16 protein-coding genes are annotated in these 16,032 nt (G+C 66.2%); 10 read left to right on the top strand and 6 right to left on the bottom strand.

The window, feature by feature from the left end:
* Entirely contained in the window at window positions 1-1,446 is a 1,446-nt protein-coding gene (locus tag ACOZBP_RS00700; RefSeq protein WP_422674541.1) for a UdgX family uracil-DNA binding protein, read from the bottom strand.
* The gene (locus ACOZBP_RS00695) at window positions 1,446-2,687 is read right to left on the bottom strand and encodes a putative DNA modification/repair radical SAM protein (protein WP_422674540.1); all 1,242 of its coding nucleotides are present in this window, start codon (window positions 2,685-2,687) and stop codon (window positions 1,446-1,448) included. The genes ACOZBP_RS00700 and ACOZBP_RS00695 overlap by 1 nt, the downstream gene beginning before the upstream one ends.
* Before the next feature lie 246 nt (window positions 2,688-2,933).
* Between ACOZBP_RS00695 and ACOZBP_RS00690 the strand changes: the two genes are divergently transcribed.
* The 4 genes from ACOZBP_RS00690 to ACOZBP_RS00675 all read left to right on the top strand — a co-directional run bounded on the left by ACOZBP_RS00690 (window position 2,934) and on the right by ACOZBP_RS00675 (window position 7,607).
* Window positions 2,934-4,889: an AsmA family protein gene (locus ACOZBP_RS00690; protein WP_422674539.1), complete on the top strand. Its 1,956-nt coding sequence runs from the start codon at window positions 2,934-2,936 to the stop codon at window positions 4,887-4,889.
* 104 nt (window positions 4,890-4,993) lie between these two features.
* Window positions 4,994-5,923 (top strand): NAD(P)/FAD-dependent oxidoreductase, encoded by a 930-nt coding sequence (locus tag ACOZBP_RS00685; RefSeq protein ID WP_422675460.1) that lies wholly within the window; start codon window positions 4,994-4,996, stop codon window positions 5,921-5,923.
* A gap of 106 nt (window positions 5,924-6,029) precedes the next feature.
* A complete protein-coding gene (locus tag ACOZBP_RS00680) occupies window positions 6,030-6,311 on the top strand; it encodes a SemiSWEET family sugar transporter (protein WP_422674538.1) in 282 nt (93 codons plus the stop codon).
* 93 nt (window positions 6,312-6,404) lie between these two features.
* Window positions 6,405-7,607 (top strand): DUF6880 family protein, encoded by a 1,203-nt coding sequence (locus ACOZBP_RS00675; protein ID WP_422674537.1) that lies wholly within the window; start codon window positions 6,405-6,407, stop codon window positions 7,605-7,607.
* Window positions 7,608-7,725: 118 nt separating this feature from the next.
* Here the strand turns inward: ACOZBP_RS00675 and ACOZBP_RS00670 are convergent, their stop codons facing one another.
* The gene (locus tag ACOZBP_RS00670) at window positions 7,726-7,977 is read right to left on the bottom strand and encodes a LytTR family DNA-binding domain-containing protein (RefSeq protein ID WP_422674536.1); all 252 of its coding nucleotides are present in this window, start codon (window positions 7,975-7,977) and stop codon (window positions 7,726-7,728) included.
* Between the two features lie 158 nt (window positions 7,978-8,135).
* On the opposite strand from ACOZBP_RS00670, the gene ACOZBP_RS00665 reads away from it, so the two are divergent.
* Window positions 8,136-8,972: an AraC family transcriptional regulator gene (locus ACOZBP_RS00665; RefSeq protein ID WP_422674535.1), complete on the top strand. Its 837-nt coding sequence runs from the start codon at window positions 8,136-8,138 to the stop codon at window positions 8,970-8,972.
* 20 nt (window positions 8,973-8,992) lie between these two features.
* Window positions 8,993-9,745 (top strand): lysostaphin resistance A-like protein, encoded by a 753-nt coding sequence (locus tag ACOZBP_RS00660; protein WP_422674534.1) that lies wholly within the window; start codon window positions 8,993-8,995, stop codon window positions 9,743-9,745.
* 342 nt (window positions 9,746-10,087) lie between these two features.
* Here ACOZBP_RS00660 and ACOZBP_RS00655 read toward each other — a convergent pair whose 3' ends face one another.
* Together ACOZBP_RS00655 and ACOZBP_RS00650 are read right to left on the bottom strand one after the other, a co-directional pair.
* Window positions 10,088-10,723, bottom strand: coding sequence for an NrsF family protein (locus ACOZBP_RS00655; protein ID WP_422674533.1), 636 nt, complete (start codon window positions 10,721-10,723; stop codon window positions 10,088-10,090).
* Window positions 10,713-11,255: a sigma-70 family RNA polymerase sigma factor gene (locus ACOZBP_RS00650; protein WP_422674532.1), complete on the bottom strand. Its 543-nt coding sequence runs from the start codon at window positions 11,253-11,255 to the stop codon at window positions 10,713-10,715. Before ACOZBP_RS00650 ends, ACOZBP_RS00655 begins: the two co-directional genes overlap by 11 nt.
* Before the next feature lie 151 nt (window positions 11,256-11,406).
* Between ACOZBP_RS00650 and ACOZBP_RS00645 the strand changes: the two genes are divergently transcribed.
* From ACOZBP_RS00645 to ACOZBP_RS00630, 4 genes are read left to right on the top strand one after another with little or no spacing between them, the layout of a single operon-like run.
* Window positions 11,407-11,700, top strand: a complete 294-nt coding sequence (locus ACOZBP_RS00645; RefSeq protein WP_422674531.1) for a DUF2282 domain-containing protein — start codon at window positions 11,407-11,409, stop codon at window positions 11,698-11,700.
* Window positions 11,700-12,569, top strand: coding sequence for a DUF692 domain-containing protein (locus ACOZBP_RS00640; RefSeq protein ID WP_422674530.1), 870 nt, complete (start codon window positions 11,700-11,702; stop codon window positions 12,567-12,569). The genes ACOZBP_RS00645 and ACOZBP_RS00640 overlap by 1 nt, the downstream gene beginning before the upstream one ends.
* A complete protein-coding gene (locus ACOZBP_RS00635) occupies window positions 12,566-13,330 on the top strand; it encodes a DNA-binding domain-containing protein (protein ID WP_422674529.1) in 765 nt (254 codons plus the stop codon). The genes ACOZBP_RS00640 and ACOZBP_RS00635 overlap by 4 nt, the downstream gene beginning before the upstream one ends.
* On the top strand, window positions 13,327-13,785 hold the full coding sequence (locus ACOZBP_RS00630; protein ID WP_422674528.1) for a DoxX family protein: 459 nt from the start codon (window positions 13,327-13,329) through the stop codon (window positions 13,783-13,785). The genes ACOZBP_RS00635 and ACOZBP_RS00630 overlap by 4 nt, the downstream gene beginning before the upstream one ends.
* Window positions 13,786-14,167: 382 nt before the next feature.
* On the opposite strand, the gene ACOZBP_RS00625 is transcribed toward ACOZBP_RS00630, so the two are convergent.
* The gene (locus tag ACOZBP_RS00625; protein ID WP_422675459.1) at window positions 14,168-15,760 is read right to left on the bottom strand and encodes a TonB-dependent receptor; all 1,593 of its coding nucleotides are present in this window, start codon (window positions 15,758-15,760) and stop codon (window positions 14,168-14,170) included.
* Window positions 15,761-16,032 lie beyond the last annotated feature (272 nt).

Here is a 16,032-nt window from a genome sequence, read left to right as displayed (position 1 = left end):
CTAGGGCAGGTTCGCCTCTATTTTCGCCAACTCCAGATCTGCGGCAAAGGCTGCCTGCTCGCGTCGGCGCATGTCGGCATCAGGCAGGCGCAGCAGGTAGGCGGGATGGACCGTCAACAGCACCCGGTCGCCTTCCGACGTCTCGATGACCTTCCCGCGTTCCGCCTGAATGGCCGGTTTACGCCCCAGCAAAGCCAGCCCCGCCGTTGCGCCCAGCGCCAATATAAGACGCGGCCTGACCAGTTTTCGCTCATGGTCCAGCCACCATCTGCAGGCCTGCACCTCGCCGGCGTTCGGCGTCTTGTGAAGCCGGCGCTTGCCTCGCGGCTCATGCTTGAAGTGTTTGACGGCGTTGGTGAGATAGGTCTCCAGCCGATCAACGCCGGCCGCGTCCAGCGCAGCATTCAGCACCCTACCGGCGGGACCGACGAACGGTCGCCCCGCCAAATCCTCCTGATCGCCGGGTTGTTCGCCGACAATCATCAGCGACGCCCTGGCGGGTCCCTCGCCGCATACGGCCTGGGTTCCGTCACGCCATAGCGGACAACGGCGACAGCCCTGGACCCCGCGTCCCAGCTCCGACAGGGTCGAGGGGACCATGTCGTCGGTCGCCGCCCGGTCGATGGTTGGGGCGCGAAGACGCAGAAACTTCTCGTTGGGCCGCGCCGCGGCCTTCTCCACCATCACATCCGTGCGCATCCCGGCCGAAGCCACAAGTTCAGGAATCAGCGCGGCTTCCGGCAGGTTCTTCCAATAGCGCTTCGGCATTTCGGACTGCATCATCCGCGTGCGCAGACGCGCCGGATTGAAGGTCGAGGCGTAATAGGTGCGCCAGAAGTCCTCCACCTCGTCTTCCCGGGGCGCCTCGTCCTGACACGCGGGCGGTCCGAAGCTCAGACTGTCGCTATCCCAGTGCGCAGCGCCGTCGGGCGTCAGAATCGACCACCGCATGGTGCTGAACCGTCGGGCGAAGAAGGGGGCCGTCTTCTCCAGCACCCGGTGCGCCGGCTCGAACCAGGCGACCCACCGGTCGCCCGCTTCATCTGTCGTTTCGCGAAAACGGACGAAGGCCTTCATCTTGTGCGCAGCCCGGTGAACATTCTTCACCCGCTCTGCCGCGGCCGCCACGTCCGGATCGGACACGACGCGCATCAGATCGGGCTCGTCGCGCAGCCGCCACAACAGCCGGTACATCAGGTCAAAGCGATCCGGCGCGCGGTGCAGGATCAGGTCTGCAGCCGTTTCGAGGAAGGCACGGGGCACGACAAAGGCCGCGCCTTCCTGCTCACCGGCGATGACGCCATCCAATCCAAACAGTCCAGGCTGCTCCGTTTCCCCCGTGACAAAGCGCGCCTTCGCCGGTTCCACCTTCGCGATCCGCAGCGCCCGCGCCGCCGCCTTCCATCCGTCGAAGTCCGTCTCGCTCGCCAGGACGATGGTGCGCATCAGAACAGGCTCAACTGCTCGGGCGCCCGCTTCGGCGCCAGGCGGGCGCGCAGATCGGCGGCGTCGGTCAACCCTCCCGGCGTCCAGTCCAGGGCCAGGATCCACGGTCGAACCTTGTCTATCGACCGCGTCAGCCGGGCCACATCCTCCAGCCGCAGGGTGCGGTAGCGGCGCACGGACAGGATGCGGTCCACCGCCTTCACGCCCAGACCCGGCACGCGAAGAAGGTCCTCGCGCGCCGCGACATTGACGTCGGCGGGAAAGACCTCGCGCCGCTTCAGCGCCCACGCCAGCTTGGGATCAATGGCCAGATCCAGCATCCCGTCCGAAGCCCCCTCGCCGATCTCGGGAGCAGTAAAGCCGTAGAAGCGCATCAGCCAGTCCGCCTGATACAGCCGGTGCTCGCGCATAAGGGGCGGTTTCGACAGCGGCAGGACGCTCGAACTGTCGGGAATGGGACTGAAGGCCGAATAATAGACCCGACGCAGACCATAGCCGCCATAAAGAGAGGCGCTGCGGTCCAGAATCTCCGTGTCCGGCGCGCCGTCGGCGCCGACGATCAATTGGGTCGATTGCCCGGCCGGGGCAAAGGCCGGCGGCCGCTGCCGGTCGCGTTTTCCCGGCTTCGCCGCCTCCACTCCAAGTCGCACCTGCGCCATGGTCTTGCGGATCAGTCGGGCGTCCTTCTCGGGCGCCAGCCGCCCCAGGGCCTCGTCGCGCGGCAACTCGATATTGGCCGAGAGGCGATCCGCATAGCGTCCGGCCAGCGCCACCAGACGTTCATCCGCCTCGGGGATCAGCTTCAGATGGATATAGCCGCGAAAGTCGTGATCCTCGCGCAGGCGGCGCGCCACCTCGACCAGCTGCTCCATCGTATAGTCGCCCGAGCGAATGACGCCCGAGGACAGGAAAAGCCCCTCGATATAGTTGCGCTTGTAGAAGGCCAGCGTCAGATCGACGACCTCATCGATCGTAAATCGCGCCCGCTCCACGTTCGAAGATGACCTGTTGATGCAATAGACGCAGTCGTAGATGCAGAAGTTCGTCAGCAGGATTTTCAGCAGGCTGACGCAGCGCCCGTCCGGCGTATAGGCATGGCAGATGCCCATGCCCTCGGTTGAACCGACTCCCTTGCCGCCCAGGGAGTTGCGTTTCGGCGCCCCCGACGACGCGCAGGACGCGTCATACTTGGCCGCGTCAGACAGGACGGACAGCTTTCGTCGAAGTTCGATACGCGCCATTTGTTCACGGTACGTTCCTTTAAATCCAGGGTCCAGCGTAGCCGTGGAAGTTTTCTTGATTGCGCGCGTCGAGCGCCGCTCCATTAAAACCGGTGGCGCCCTTTGCCGTCTCGGGCGTTGATCAGCTTCACCGGAGGCGAGCCGATCGACAGACCTGGCCCAAAATCATTCCTTCAATCCCTCCGTAACGGCGGAACCTCCGCCTGGCGGCTGGCGAAAGCGAGAGCGGACAGGCTCAGGGCCTATGTGGTCGCCGGTGATCCTGCCTGGCAAGCGCTGCGTCGTCCCGGAAAGCCGGAGGTCATCGCGGTAGGCATTACCTTGGCGGTGGCGTTCGGTTTTCTGTTGTTCCTGGTCCTGTTCGACTGGAACTGGCTGCGCGGGCCGATCGGTCGCGCGGCGTCCGCCTCGACCGGGCGCGAAGTTCTGCTGAAGGGCGATCTGGATGTCAGGCTGTTCAGTTGGACGCCGTCCGCCACTGTACGGGGCCTCAGGGTCAGCGGTCCTGCCTGGGCGCGCAGTCAGGATACCGCCGAGGTCGACCAGCTGGACGTAGCGGTTCGATTACGGCGTCTCTTCCTGGGCCAGATTGAAGTGTCCTCTCTGACCGTAACCCGTCCGGCGGTCCATCTGATCGTTGATGATCAGGGACGCCGCAGTTGGGACCTGAATCCCGACCGACCCAACGATGGTCGGGGGGCCAGGTTGCCGGTCATCCATCGCTTGGTGATCAACGAAGGTCGGCTGACGCTGGATGAGCAACGCCGAGGCATGAAGCTTGACGCCATGATCACTGCGCGCGAGGCGCGCTCTCCGCAGGACGGCGAAAGCGGCTTCCTTCTCGACGGCAAGGGGACGATGAACGGCGCGCCGCTGACCCTTCGTGTCACGGGCGGCCCCTTCATCAATATTCGCCGCGACCGACCTTACGGCTTCACCGCCGATCTCGCAGGGGCTGGCTCCAGGCTGAAGGCCAAGGGCGCCATTACCCGGCCGTTCGACCTGGGACGGTTTAACGCCGTGCTTGAGTTGGAGGGGCAGGATCTGGCCGACATCTATCTTCTGACCGGGATCACCACGCCGAACACGCCCCCTTACAAACTGAGCGGGAGCCTGAGCCGAAACGGTTCCCTCTTCCGCTTCGCCGATTTCAGCGGTCGGGTCGGATCGTCGGATCTGTCGGGCACGCTGGAGGTGAACAAGGTCGGCGAACGCCGCCGCGTTGATGCCAACCTGACCTCACGCTCGCTGGACATTGATGACCTCGCGGCGGTCCTGGGCGCCCGTCCGCAGGTCACCAGCGGCGGCACTGTCGCGACCTCCGGCAAGCCGGGCAAGCTGTTGCCCGATGCCCCGCTGAGGACCGAAAGGCTTCGCACCATGGACGGCTCCCTGACCTATCGCGCCCGTTCGGTGAAGACCAACGCCCTCGACATCCGGCAGGTGAGCCTCGGCGCCGACCTCAAGGACGGCATACTCAAACTCAATCCCGTCTCTTTCGCCTTCAATCGTGGAGAGCTGAACGGAACGGCGCGGATCGACGCCAACCGATCGACACCCTATAGCGCGGTCGATTTCCGTCTGAGCGGCTATCCGCTCGAGTCGATCATTCCCGCGCGGGGCGGCGCGCCGACCGTGACCGGCCGCGCCCTGGGTCGGGCGAAGCTGGAGGGCCCGGGCGCCTCTATTCATGAGCTTGCGGCCAACTCAAAGGGAACCATAAGCCTGGTCGTTCCTCACGGACGCATGCGGTCCGCCTTCGCTGAACTGCTGGGCATCAATGTCGGCGCGGGCTTGGGCAAGCTGCTGTCCGGGGATCAGTCGACCTCCGACATCCGCTGCGCCGTGGCGGAGTTCGCGGTCGTCCGCGGCGTCGCCAGCTCGCGCACCTTCGTGATCGACACGGATGTGGTCCTGGCCCAGGGGGCGGGAACCATTGATCTTGGCGCCGAAACGCTGAACCTCAGGCTCGACGGCGAAACCAAGAAGCCGCGGCTTCTGCGGGTCTGGGCGCCGATCACGGTCCGTGGCTCCCTCGCCTCCCCGAGTCTTGGCGTGGACGTCTCGGCGGTGGCGACGCAGGGCGGCCTCGTCGGCGCCTTGGCGACCCTGGTCACCCCGGTAGCGGCGCTCCTGGGCTTCATCGATCCTGGCCTGGCGGAAGACGCCGACTGCGGCGCCCTGATCGCCAGCGCCCGTTGAGCGGGTGGCCCGCCCGCTCTGGCGCCCGAAACGGAACTCAGCCCCGCGCGATCTGTTCGCACGGCGCAACAACTTGAAATGATCCCCCACCCGTGACCGAAGAAATGATCTCTGGACGCGATGTCATCATCATCGGCGCCGGGCCTGCGGGGCTGACAGCAGCCCTCTACCTGGCGAGATACCGTCGCGACACCCTCGTGCTGCACGATGGCAGAAGCCGCGCGCTTCGCATCCCCCTTACCCACAACGCTCCAGGATTTCCCGATGGAGTCGGCGGGCCCGAATTGATCGCGCGCATGACACGCCATGCTGTCCAGTATGGCGCCGTCGTGGAAGAGTCGGAGGTGACCGCAATCGAGGTCGTAGACGGGGGGTTTCGGCTGCACCTTGAAGGCGGCTCGACCCACGCGAGCCGGGCCGTCATTCTCGCTACCGGGATAGACCTCAACCAGGTCGATCTGCCGGACGCAGTCCATGAGGCGGCGATACGAGCGGGGGTGCTGCGCTACTGCCCCGTCTGCGACGGATATGAGCACCTGGACAAACGGATCGGCGTAATCGGTTGCGACACCAACGGCGCCAGCGAGGCCCTCTTCCTGCGACAATACTCCAGCGACATCACCCTGATGCCGCTCAGCCACCCGGAACTCGTCCCCGCCCAGGTCCAGGAGCTGGCCGCGGCAGGGATCAAGGTAGAGCCCGGCGCCCTGGTCGCCCTGGAACCCGGAGCCGATCACATCGGCGTCCTGCTCGAGGATCGCGCGCATCTGGAGTTCGACGTCATCTATCCCGCGTTGGGATGCCGGCCACGTTCAGGCCTGGCGCAGCAACTCGGGATCGACCTTACCGAGGCTGGTTGCGTTACGGCCGCCTGCGTCATCGACAGCGGGGTCCCGGGCGTCTTCGCCGCCGGGGACGTCGTGGAAGGTCTGGATCAGGTCAGCGTCGCCATGGGCCACGGCGCCGTGGCGGCGACCAAGGCGCACAACTGGTTGCGCGAGCAGGACCAGGACACGCTGCAGCACAAGGATTAGAGCCGCCAGCTTCTCAACCGCCGCACCGAACTGCGGTGGCGCATGACGCCATCTGCGCCATCCTGCATTCAGAGGAACGGCGGCCCAGGCGCCGCGTTGCGGCCCTATGAGCGAACTTGTTGCGAACATCGTGGGGTCGGCTGCGGCCGTATGCTCCATCACCAGCTTTGCCCCTCAGGGCATCAAGATCTGGAAGGAGAAGGACGCATCGGCCGTGAGTTTGAAGACCTATGCGCTAACCGTCACCTGCTTCATCCTTTGGGTGATCTATGGAGTCATGACAGAGGCTTGGCCCGTCACGATCGCGAACGCCTGCGCTCTGGCCATGGCTTCTGGCGTGCTGTTCATGAAATGGCGCCTGCGGGACACGCAAGCCGCCCAGTCGTGACCCACGGGAAGGATGGGGACGACTTGGCCGACCTCTGGATCCTGCTGCTAGAGAGTAACCAGGCGAACCTTCGCCTCCGCATCAAAGGACGTCATGGCGCGACAATCACGGATCTCGACCCGGCTTTCCGCTGCCAGCCTGGTCCACCTTGGCGCGCCTCGCCTGGCCGACCTGCTGATCGAGGCCGGAGCCGGCAACGCCAACCTGAAGCGCCGGCTCAGGCTGGAACTCGCCGCCGAGGCCGGGCCCGCCCTTCTGGCTCTGGAGATCGACAAGCGCCTGACCGCCCTCGCCGCCGCCCGCACCCGCGTCTCCTGGCGCAAGAGGGGCGAGTTGATCGAGGATCTCCAGGCGCATCGCCGAATGATCGTCGAACGTCTGGCCCCCGAAGCGCCTGCCGAAGCCCTGGCTGTGCTCGTGCGCTGGTTCGACCTCTATCCTGGCCTCGCAGCCCGCGTGAAGGACACCAAGGGCGAACTGGTCGTCGGCTTCGAGACGGCCGCGCCCGATCTCTTCGCCCTGGCCGAGACGGCGGGCGACGCCGCCACCCGTGAACTGATCGACGCCCTTCGTCGACGGCCCCAGGACTATGGCCGATGGATCGCCGCCGCCGGAGACGCGGTGGGTCCCGATCTCGCTCGCAACTTGCTCGCCGGCCTCGACGTCGCCTCCAGAAAGACCCCGGCCGGTCGCAACCTCGTTCGGCGCCTCGCAGACAAGGCCGAGGATCTGGATCTCTGGCTGTCGCTGGTCACCCCGGAACAGGCCGGTTCGCCGGATATCGCCGCCGACATCGCCCGTCGTCTTCTCGCCGCCGGTCGCGTGGTCGAGGCCCGGGCGGCGCTCGAAGCGGCGCTCAGCCCTTCCCCGTCAAACCGCCGCTGGACCTTTGGCCGCAATCCCAGGGACGGCGCACCCCGACTGACGCCCGCCTGGGAATCCGTCTCGATCGACCTGCTCGAAGCCGAAGGCCAGCGCGACGAGGCCCAGGCCATGCGCTGGGATCTGTTCGAACGCGACCTCTCGGCCCCGGTTCTGCGCGACTACCTCGCCCGCCTGCCCGACTTCGATGACGTCGAAGCCCTCGACCGGGCCTTCGCCCATGCCGCCATCCACCCGGACTTCGAGGCGGCCATGCGTTTTCTCATGGAGTGGCCGGCGCATCGCGAAGCCGCCAGCCTTGTCCTTGCTCGACCGCGCGAGGCCAGAAGCGTCAAATCCATGGCCGCCGACTGGGCGGCGCGGCTGGCCCAGCGTTTCCCCGAGGCAGCCGAAACCCTGGGATACCAGGCCTGATCGCCACGCGCTCCGCGTCTCGAAAGGCTTCATTGGCTCATAGCCGGACAGTTGGCGTCCCGAAGATCTGACCCAGCTCTACGGAGCACAGGCGGCCGCTACCCCTGCCCTGCCAGGATCAACTCGCGGGCGTGACGGCCAGCCAGCCCTCTTCACGCAAGGCTCCGATCCGCGCACGAGAGACGGGCGCCTCCAGACCGCCGGTCAGACGCAGTCGCAGCTTTCGTCCGTCCCCGACCACGCCGACGATGGCCGCACGGGCCACCCGCCACGAGCGATGGGTCTGCACCCCCTCCACGTCCTTCAGCCCCGCCATCGCCTGTTTCACGAGACCCTGAACCGCGAAATGATCCGTTTCTTCAAGATCCATCTCTGACCGGCGCACGGCGGCGGAGCCGGCCTGCCGCCGAAGGCTGTCCGTGTGAAGGCGAAATTCGTCGGACCTGCATCCAGTGAAGCCTGTCGCGACCTCATGACCATGATGAAGCGGCTCGCCGCTCATCTTGCGCAACTGTCCTGGGGAGCGGGATGAGAGACGGTGATGCCGACAACTGGGTCTTCAGCTCGTCCGGCGGCATCGACCGTATAGAGGCGCGGTTCAGCGGCGCCGCCTTCACGCCCCACCGACATGACACCTATGCGATCGGCATCACCCTCGCCGGAGTCCAGGCGTTCGACTATCGCGGCGCGTCCCGACACTCCCTGCCGGGCCAGATGGTCGTCCTGCATCCGGACGAACTCCATGACGGCCGCGCCGGCGACGGTCTGCCGTTCCAATACAAGACAGCCTATGTCGCGCCTGCCGACATTCAACGGGTTTTAGGTGGACGTCCCCTTCCGTTCATCGAAGGCGGCGTGTCCGATGATCCGAGACTACGCCGGGTGGTCTGTGAACTGCTCAACGACCTGGAAAGCCCTCTCGAAGGTCTGGAGCACGAGCAGACGCTCACCGATCTCACGACCGCCCTGTCGCAGGCCGCGGGTCTCACCATCCCTCAAGGCGCCGCCAATCACGCCGCCGTCTGGCGAGCGCGAGACTATATCGAAGACAATCTCGACCGCGCCCTGATGCTGGGCGATCTCGAACAGGCCGCGCAGCAAGACCGCTGGCGACTTTCACGCGATTTTCGCGCCCTTCTGGGCTCCAGTCCCTATCGCTACCTGATCTTCCGGCGGCTCGACCGGGCGCGCGAGATGATGATCCGCGGCGCGGGCCTTGCCGAAGCGGCGCAGGCTGGCGGATTCGCCGACCAAAGCCATCTCACCCGCCATTTCAAGAAGACCTACGGCATGACGCCCGGCGCCTGGGTCGCCACGCACAGACGTTCAAGATCAGCCTGCCCCGCCCGGTCTATCTCGGCCTGACCCGATGCTGGAGCCTGGCCATGACAGACAAGATCAATTTCGCCCGACCTGGGGAAAGCAAAGACTCTAAGAAGCCCGTGATCGACCGACGCCGAGCCGCCATTGAACTGGCGGTCTTCGGCACGCTGGCCCTGGCCCTTCGTATCGGCTTCGACCCGCTGTTTTGGCGCTTCGCAGGGCCCGTCTCACTGATCGCGACATTGGCCTGCCTGGCGATCTATCTACGTCAGCGTGGCGAAGGATGGTCATCGTTTGGCCTCGTGCCGCTGAAAGGCGTGAAAGCCAAACTCATGGTCCTGCCGCAGGCCTTGCTGGTCTTCGGCTTGTTCGCCGCCGCCGTCGCGGGCGTCCTGCACGGCAGCGAGGCGCTCGGCTGGACCTTCATGACGACCATTCCCGAAGGGGTCGAACATCGCTGGGGCGACGTTGAGGGTAATCTGCCGATATTCCTCCTGTGGCTGGGCATCGTCTGGACCGCCGCCGCCTTCGGAGAAGAGATGTTCTTCCGGGGCTTCCTGGTCTCTCGCGGCGCGGCCCTGTTTCACGGCTTGCCCTTTGGCCCTGCCTTCGCCGTTCTCGTCGCCGCGTTCTTGTTCGGCCTCGGACACTTCTACTATCAGGGCCTCCGCGGCCTCGTGATGACAGCCGCAATCGGCATCGCGTTCGGCGCCGCCTTCCTTTTGATGAAGCGCAACCTTTGGCCCATCGTCTTGGTTCACGGTCTCATCGACACGATCAACTTCACCGCCTTGTACCTGGGGCTTGAAGACTAGGATTTTTGACGGGGGCTTGGTCGTGGGCGCAGCTATGCGGATCGTCTCGGCAAACTCACTCGCTGAAAGATCATGGAGCCACCATTGAGACATGACTGAACACGCGACATGTCGCGATCACCGCAGGACGCTCCGGTCACGACTGCAGCCGCACAACGTCAACCGGTCTCCTCCGGGGCGCCCGATGCGCACGAAATCGCCAACCATCTGGCAACTGAGCATGTGGCCGAAAACTCAGAGCGCCCAGCGAGGACGTCGAAGCGATCAGTGATCTCGGAGACACTGGCGAACGACCCAAGTCGAGTGAACGAGGGCCCTTTTCACGCCCCGGCCCCTCTCTCGTCACCACCGCAAGGCGAAGCGACCGATGATCGCGCCGACTGCTCCTGCTGCGGCGACGCCCAGAGTGTACCAGGTGGCGACAAAGGCGATGGTGGCTTCCGGGCAGTGCAGCAGGCCGTAGGCAGTCGCCGCGACGGCCCCGGCGGTCAGACCCAGCACAGCCCCGGCCGCCGACGGCCGCGTCGGAGCCAGGCGTCGCGCCGACAGATAGACGAACGGCCCCGCCACGGCCGAGATCAACAGGATGTTGCGGCCGCAGACCTCCCATGTCCGCCCGAGCCAGACAGCCAGCCGCTGATCCGGCGCCGTCATGGCCACCTCGATCACGCCCGCCGCCGCCACCAGCGCCACAAGGGCGACGAGGGCGAGGGCGGCCGGGCGAACGTCAACCCCAGGACGTCCCAGCCGCGTCGCCAGGCGCACCGCGGCGATCGCCAGGGCCAGGGTGTAGAGCGCCTTCAGCCACGGCGACGGTCCGGCGATCGCCTTAACCAGGTCCGGGCGCACGCCCAGCAGCATGACCACGCCGACAACCGCGGCCGCCGCCGCCACGGCCAGCAGCAACAGGCTGGCCCGCGCAGGCTTCACCGGTTCCAGGCCGACGGCCAGGGCATCGATCAGTTCGTCAGTCTTCATCGTTGGCCATGCTGGCGGTCAGCGTCTTCATAGAGCGATGGACGCTGACCTTGGCCGCGCCCTCGGTGAAACCATTGCGAGCCGCCGCCTCGGCCAAACTGTAGCCCCCGACCCGGACATCCTCGATCAGGCGACGCTGACGCAAAGGCAGGATGGAAAGCACCCGCCTCAGATCCCGGCGCACCACGCCGTCCTCGACCGTATGCTCGGCCAGCAGGACCGAGGCGTCTTCCAACGGCACGTCGTGTCGACGCCCCTGGCGGCGCAGGTGGTCGATCAGCTTGTAGCGTGCGATCGCATAGGCCCATGCCGTGAACGGCAGGGATCGGTCATAGGTCGCCCGCTTGGCGTGGATGGCGATCAGACAGTCCTGCACGAGATCCTCCGTGTCCGCCTCGCGGCCGATCAGACGGCGTTTGAAGAAGGGGCCCAGGGCGCCGCGCATCTCCATCAACAGGGCGCGCCAAGCCACGGGGTCGCCGTCGAGACCCCGCACCATCAATCCCTTCAACTCGGCTTCTCTGTCGACCACGCCCTCCACCATTCGCGCCGAACCGGCCAAAGGTTACACGTTGAACGCTGTCGGATAGCGAAATATTTTTCGTAACCTCCGTCGCCGCCGCGCCGAACTCTCTTGCGTCAGGCCGTCTCGATCCCGAGCGGCCCTTCACAGGAGAGATCCCATGAACACCCCCGCCAAGCTTCTGGTCGGCGCCGGCGCCTTGTTGGCCCTGGGCGCGAACGTCGCCGTTGCCCAGACCATGCCCTCCGCCCAGCAGGAACGCGGCATGGAGAAGTGCTACGGCGTCGCCAAGGCCGGTCAGAACGACTGCGCCGCCGGCCCCGGCACCACCTGCGCCGGCACTTCGACGCGCGACTATCAGGGCAACGCCTGGAAGCTGGCGCCGAGCGGCACCTGCACCTCGATCAAGACGCCCAAGGGCAATGGCTCGCTGAGCCCGATCCCGAACCGCTGATGACCCATCGACCGACCGCCGGGCTGGGTCTGAAGCCCCAACACTACGCCGAGGCCGAGGCCTGCCCGGCGGTCGGCGCCCAGGACGGCCTGTGGTTCGAGGTTCACCCCGAGAACTACATGGTCGCGGGCGGGCCGCGCCTGACCTGGCTGGAGCGCATCCGGTCGCGCCGGCCGCTGTCCCTGCATGGCGTGGGCCTGTCCCTGGCCGGGGACGAACGCCCGGATCGCGAGCATCTGGCGCGATATCGCGCCCTGATCGATCGCTTCGAGCCCTTCGTGACGTCCGAGCACCTGGCCTGGTCGCAGCGAGGCGGCGTCTATCACCCCGACCTCCTGCCCGTTCCGCGCAACCGCGAGATGCTGGCGCTCGTCTGTCGCCACATCGACGAGGCGCAGGCCGCCTTGGGGCGCCGCCTGCTGATCGAGAATCCTACGGCCTATCTGTCGATGGCGGGCCACGACTGGGACGAGGTCGACTTCCTCACCGAGCTCGCGCGGCGCACCGGCTGCGGCCTGCTGATCGACGTGAACAATGTCCACGTCAGCGCCGCCAACATGGGCTTCTCCGCTGAAGACTGGATCGATCGCGTGCCGGGCGATCTGGTTGGGGAAATCCACCTGGCCGGTCACAGTTCCGATCCGACATGGGGTCAGGCCCTGCTGATCGACAGTCACGACGCCCCCGTCGCCGACGCCGTCTGGCGCTTGCATGAGCGGCTGGTCGTGCGCATCGGCGCTCGGCCGACCCTGATCGAGCGCGACGGCCAAATCCCGGAGTTTTCGGACCTTCTGGCCGAGCAGGCCCGCGCCGCCCAGGCCCTGTCCGAGGCCCCTTCTCAGACCCCTTCAGCAAGGAGGGCCGCATGACCGCCTTTCACGCCGCCTTCTCGATCGCGCTGGACGGTCGTTTCGACGACCTGTGGCCGCACCTTGAGCCGGACGACCGTACCCTTGGCGCCCTGGCCGTCTATCGCAACACGGCGACCAAGGGCCGGATCGACGCCCTGGAAGCCAACTACCCCGCTGTCGTCGACATGGTCGGACGCGACTGGTTCCGGGCTGCAGCGCGCGAATATGTCGAGGTTGAACCCGGCGACGCCCCCGTCATGGCCGCCTATGGCGGGGGCTTCCCCGCCTGGCTGGCCCGCTTCGAGCCCGCGCGCTCCATGGCCTATCTGTCGCCCGCCGCCCGACTGGACCGCGCCTGGATCGAGGCCTACCTGGCCGGGAACGCCCCGGTGATGATTGCGCGCCAGGCCGCGAACCTGGGCTTGGCCCTGACCGGCGCGACCGTCCGCCTGCATCCGTCCGCGCGACTGTTCTGGTTCGACTGGAGCGCGCCTTCGCTCTGGCTCGCCCACCGCGATCCCCGTGCCGGGACGGAGATGAGCTGGCGACCGACGCCGGAGGGACTGCTGATCCATCGCCCCGGAGACCACGTCCTGACGCGCCGCCTGTCCCGCGCCCAGTGGGCCTTCCTGGACGCCGGTCGCCGGGGCGCCTCCTTCGCCGCCGCCGCGATGGCGGCCCAGGCCGCCCAGCCGCGCGTGGATATTCCCGCCCTCTTCGCCGAACTGATCGCTTTCGGCGTCTTCATGCCCCCCTCTTGCCCGAGCAGGCCCTCATGATCGCCCTCGCCTCCCTTTACCGAAAACTGACCGTCGCCATTCCCGAATGGCCCCTCGCCCTGCTGATGCGCGTGGGCGTCGCCGCGCCCTTCTTCCTGTCCGGGCGCACCAAGGTCGAAGGGCTGCTGACCCTGACACCGTCAACCGAATACCTGTTCGCCGAGGAATACCGCGTGCCGCTGCTGTCGCCGGAAACGGCCGCCTATCTCGCGACCTATGCCGAACACCTGCTGCCGATGCTTCTGGTCCTGGGCTTTCTGACGCGCCCGGCGGCGGTCGGCCTGCTGCTGATGACGCTGGTGATCCAGGTGTTCGTCGTGCCGACCGGCTGGCCGACACACCTGCTGTGGGCCGGTCCGCTCGTCTATCTGGCGGCGCGAGGTCCCGGCGCCGTCAGCCTTGATCGCCTCATGAGTCTCGACGGACGAGATGGTGCTCCGGGCTCATCTCGCTGAAATGTCACCCTGCAACAATGTCCGCATCATAGATATGGTCAAGGAACTCGTGCGCTTCGCCGTTCTGACCTGCACTCATGCAGGCCAAATCAGGCCTGGCTTCGCTCTGTGACGATCAGTCGGGTGTCGGGCCCGGCCAAGGTATTGGAGAAGTCGGCGGTCACGCTGCGGTATGGGTTCTCCGGCGCCCAATGCCCTCTGACGAAAAGAGGGAGCCGCGCGGTACGGCTCCCTCTCCAGTCGTTTCGTCAAGCAGCAACGATCAGCGGCCGCGCGCCGCCTGTTCGATGATCGCGGCCACGGCCAGTGCTAGCTCAGCCAGCCTACGCCTGAAACAGACGTCAAGAGAAAGGCGGGAGGCACGACGCCTCCCGCCCTGCCCTCAGAAGCTGGCCTTGACGCCCACCAGGAAGCGCGGACCGTAGTACTCGACCTGCAGCGGACGATCCTCGTCGCCGAGGTAATAGAACAGTTTCTCGTCGGTCAGGTTCGTCGCTTCGCCGAAGACGGTGACCCGTTCGCTGACGTCATAGGCGATGTTGAAGTCCAGGCTGGTGTATTCGCCGTAGTAGCTGTCCGAGGCGGCGGTCGCGCCATACTCCTCGATGAAGGCGCCCTTGTAGTTCATGGCCAGACGCCCCGAGAGGCGGCCGTCGTCATAGTAGACGGCGAGGTTGCCGAGATTGTCCGCCTGGCGCGGGATCGGCGCCTTGCGGCCATCCGGCAGTTCGAACTCGGACCGGGTGTAGGTGTAGTTGGCGTTGACGCCGAGGTGGGACAGGACGCCCGGCAGGAAGGTCAGCCGGCGCTGAAGGTTCAGCTCCAGGCCATAAAGCCAGCCGCCCTCGCCGTTGGCGGGCGCCAGGAAGGCGACGCCGTCGATGCCGCGGAAGCTCCCCACGGTGCGCGTGTCGAAGACCGGGTCCTCGATCCGCTTGTAGAAGGCGCCCGCCGACACCACGCCGACGTTGGAATAATAGCGCTCGAACAGCAGGTCGAGGTTGGTGGAATAGGTCGGCTTCAGGTCGGGGTTTCCGCCCACGAACTCCAGGTCGGCCTCGCTGAAGGCGCCGCCCGGGGCGATGTCGCCAAAGTCCGGGCGCGCGAAGGTGCGCGTCACGGCGGCGCGCAGGTTGGTGTCCTCGTCCAGATGATATGTCAGGTGCAGCGACGGCAGGACGGCGAGATAGTCGTTCGACCGGTTCTCGGGCGTCAGGACGCCGTCGACCAGGACCTGGCCGTTCACGGTCGTCTCGGTGTTCTCCAGCCGCAGACCGCCCAGGACGGTCCAGCGCGTGTCCGGACGCCAGGTGGCCATGGCGTAGGCGGCGGACTGCTTCTCATTGAGCTTGAAGGTCCGCCCCAGAGCGCCGCCGTTCGCCATCGTCGCCGACCCAGCAGCGTCGAGGATCAGGTTCTGGCGGTTGGCCTTGTACCAGGCGGTGATGTCGTCCTCGGACACCACCTGCGAGAACTGGTTGCGATACTGGGCGCCGATGTCCAGTTCGTCCAGGAAGTCGCCGCGACCGGGCTGATCCATCAGGGCGAAGTCGGCCAGGGTCGGGACCGGACCAGCCGCCGGGTTCCAGGTGTAGAACAGGTCCTCGAAGACGGCGTCGCGTTCCTTGTCGCGATATTTGGCGCCGAACTTCAGCTCCAGGGCGGGGCTGATCTCGCGGGTGTAGTTGACCTCTGCGACGACGCGGTCACGCTCGGTCACGGCGATCTTGTAAAGCTCGACGTTGGCCAGGCGCGTCAGCGCCGGATCCATCTGGAAACCGGACGGCAGGTGGTTGCTGATCGCGTAGGCCGGATCGGACCCGCCGTCGATGGTGTTGTAGGCCAGCGTGCCCGCGCCACGGTTCTCCAGACCCTGATAGCCGACGTTGCGCTGGTCGAAGCGCACGACGAAGTAGGAATTGTCCTGGCCGTCCGGGGTGTCGCCGTAGCGGAATTCATTCTGGTAGGAGCCGATCTTCCAGTCGATCTCGCCCCGGCCAACGGATGACGCCCGCCGAACTCGCCGCCGCTCAGTTCGGTGATCAGGGTGTTGAAGATGTGCTGCACCTCGACCCGGTTCGAGGCGAAGTTCAGGCGGTGCTTGTAGTGGGTCTCGTCATCTTCCAGGGTGCCGTAGATAGCCCGGCCAAACACCTGGCCGCCGTTATCGAAATTATACTCGGCGGCGGCGTTGAGCCCGAGGGTTTCCCGCGAGCCGGCGTAGTCGCGCAGTTCGAGGCGCGAAAT

It is taken from the genome of Brevundimonas sp. NPDC058933, from assembly GCF_049315965.1.
In the GTDB taxonomy this organism is placed as follows: domain Bacteria; phylum Pseudomonadota; class Alphaproteobacteria; order Caulobacterales; family Caulobacteraceae; genus Brevundimonas.
This window is presented reverse-complemented; position numbering and strand designations above follow the sequence as displayed.

Bases quoted from the DNA above. Each gene is read 5' to 3' on its own strand.
- ACOZBP_RS00675 (WP_422674537.1), top strand. From the start codon at position 6,405: ATGGCGCGACAATCACGGATCTCGACCCGGCTTTCCGCTGCCAGCCTG.
- ACOZBP_RS00685 (WP_422675460.1), top strand. From the start codon at position 4,994: ATGATCTCTGGACGCGATGTCATCATCATCGGCGCCGGGCCTGCGGGG.
- ACOZBP_RS00655 (WP_422674533.1), bottom strand. From the start codon at position 10,723: ATGAAGACTGACGAACTGATCGATGCCCTGGCCGTCGGCCTGGAACCG.
- ACOZBP_RS00680 (WP_422674538.1), top strand. From the start codon at position 6,030: ATGAGCGAACTTGTTGCGAACATCGTGGGGTCGGCTGCGGCCGTATGC.
- ACOZBP_RS00660 (WP_422674534.1), top strand. From the start codon at position 8,993: ATGACAGACAAGATCAATTTCGCCCGACCTGGGGAAAGCAAAGACTCT.
- ACOZBP_RS00630 (WP_422674528.1), top strand. From the start codon at position 13,327: ATGATCGCCCTCGCCTCCCTTTACCGAAAACTGACCGTCGCCATTCCC.
- ACOZBP_RS00645 (WP_422674531.1), top strand. From the start codon at position 11,407: ATGAACACCCCCGCCAAGCTTCTGGTCGGCGCCGGCGCCTTGTTGGCC.
- ACOZBP_RS00640 (WP_422674530.1), top strand. From the start codon at position 11,700: ATGACCCATCGACCGACCGCCGGGCTGGGTCTGAAGCCCCAACACTAC.
- ACOZBP_RS00635 (WP_422674529.1), top strand. From the start codon at position 12,566: ATGACCGCCTTTCACGCCGCCTTCTCGATCGCGCTGGACGGTCGTTTC.
- ACOZBP_RS00670 (WP_422674536.1), bottom strand. From the start codon at position 7,977: ATGGATCTTGAAGAAACGGATCATTTCGCGGTTCAGGGTCTCGTGAAA.
- ACOZBP_RS00665 (WP_422674535.1), top strand. From the start codon at position 8,136: ATGAGAGACGGTGATGCCGACAACTGGGTCTTCAGCTCGTCCGGCGGC.
- ACOZBP_RS00700 (WP_422674541.1), bottom strand. From the start codon at position 1,446: ATGCGCACCATCGTCCTGGCGAGCGAGACGGACTTCGACGGATGGAAG.
- ACOZBP_RS00695 (WP_422674540.1), bottom strand. From the start codon at position 2,687: ATGGCGCGTATCGAACTTCGACGAAAGCTGTCCGTCCTGTCTGACGCG.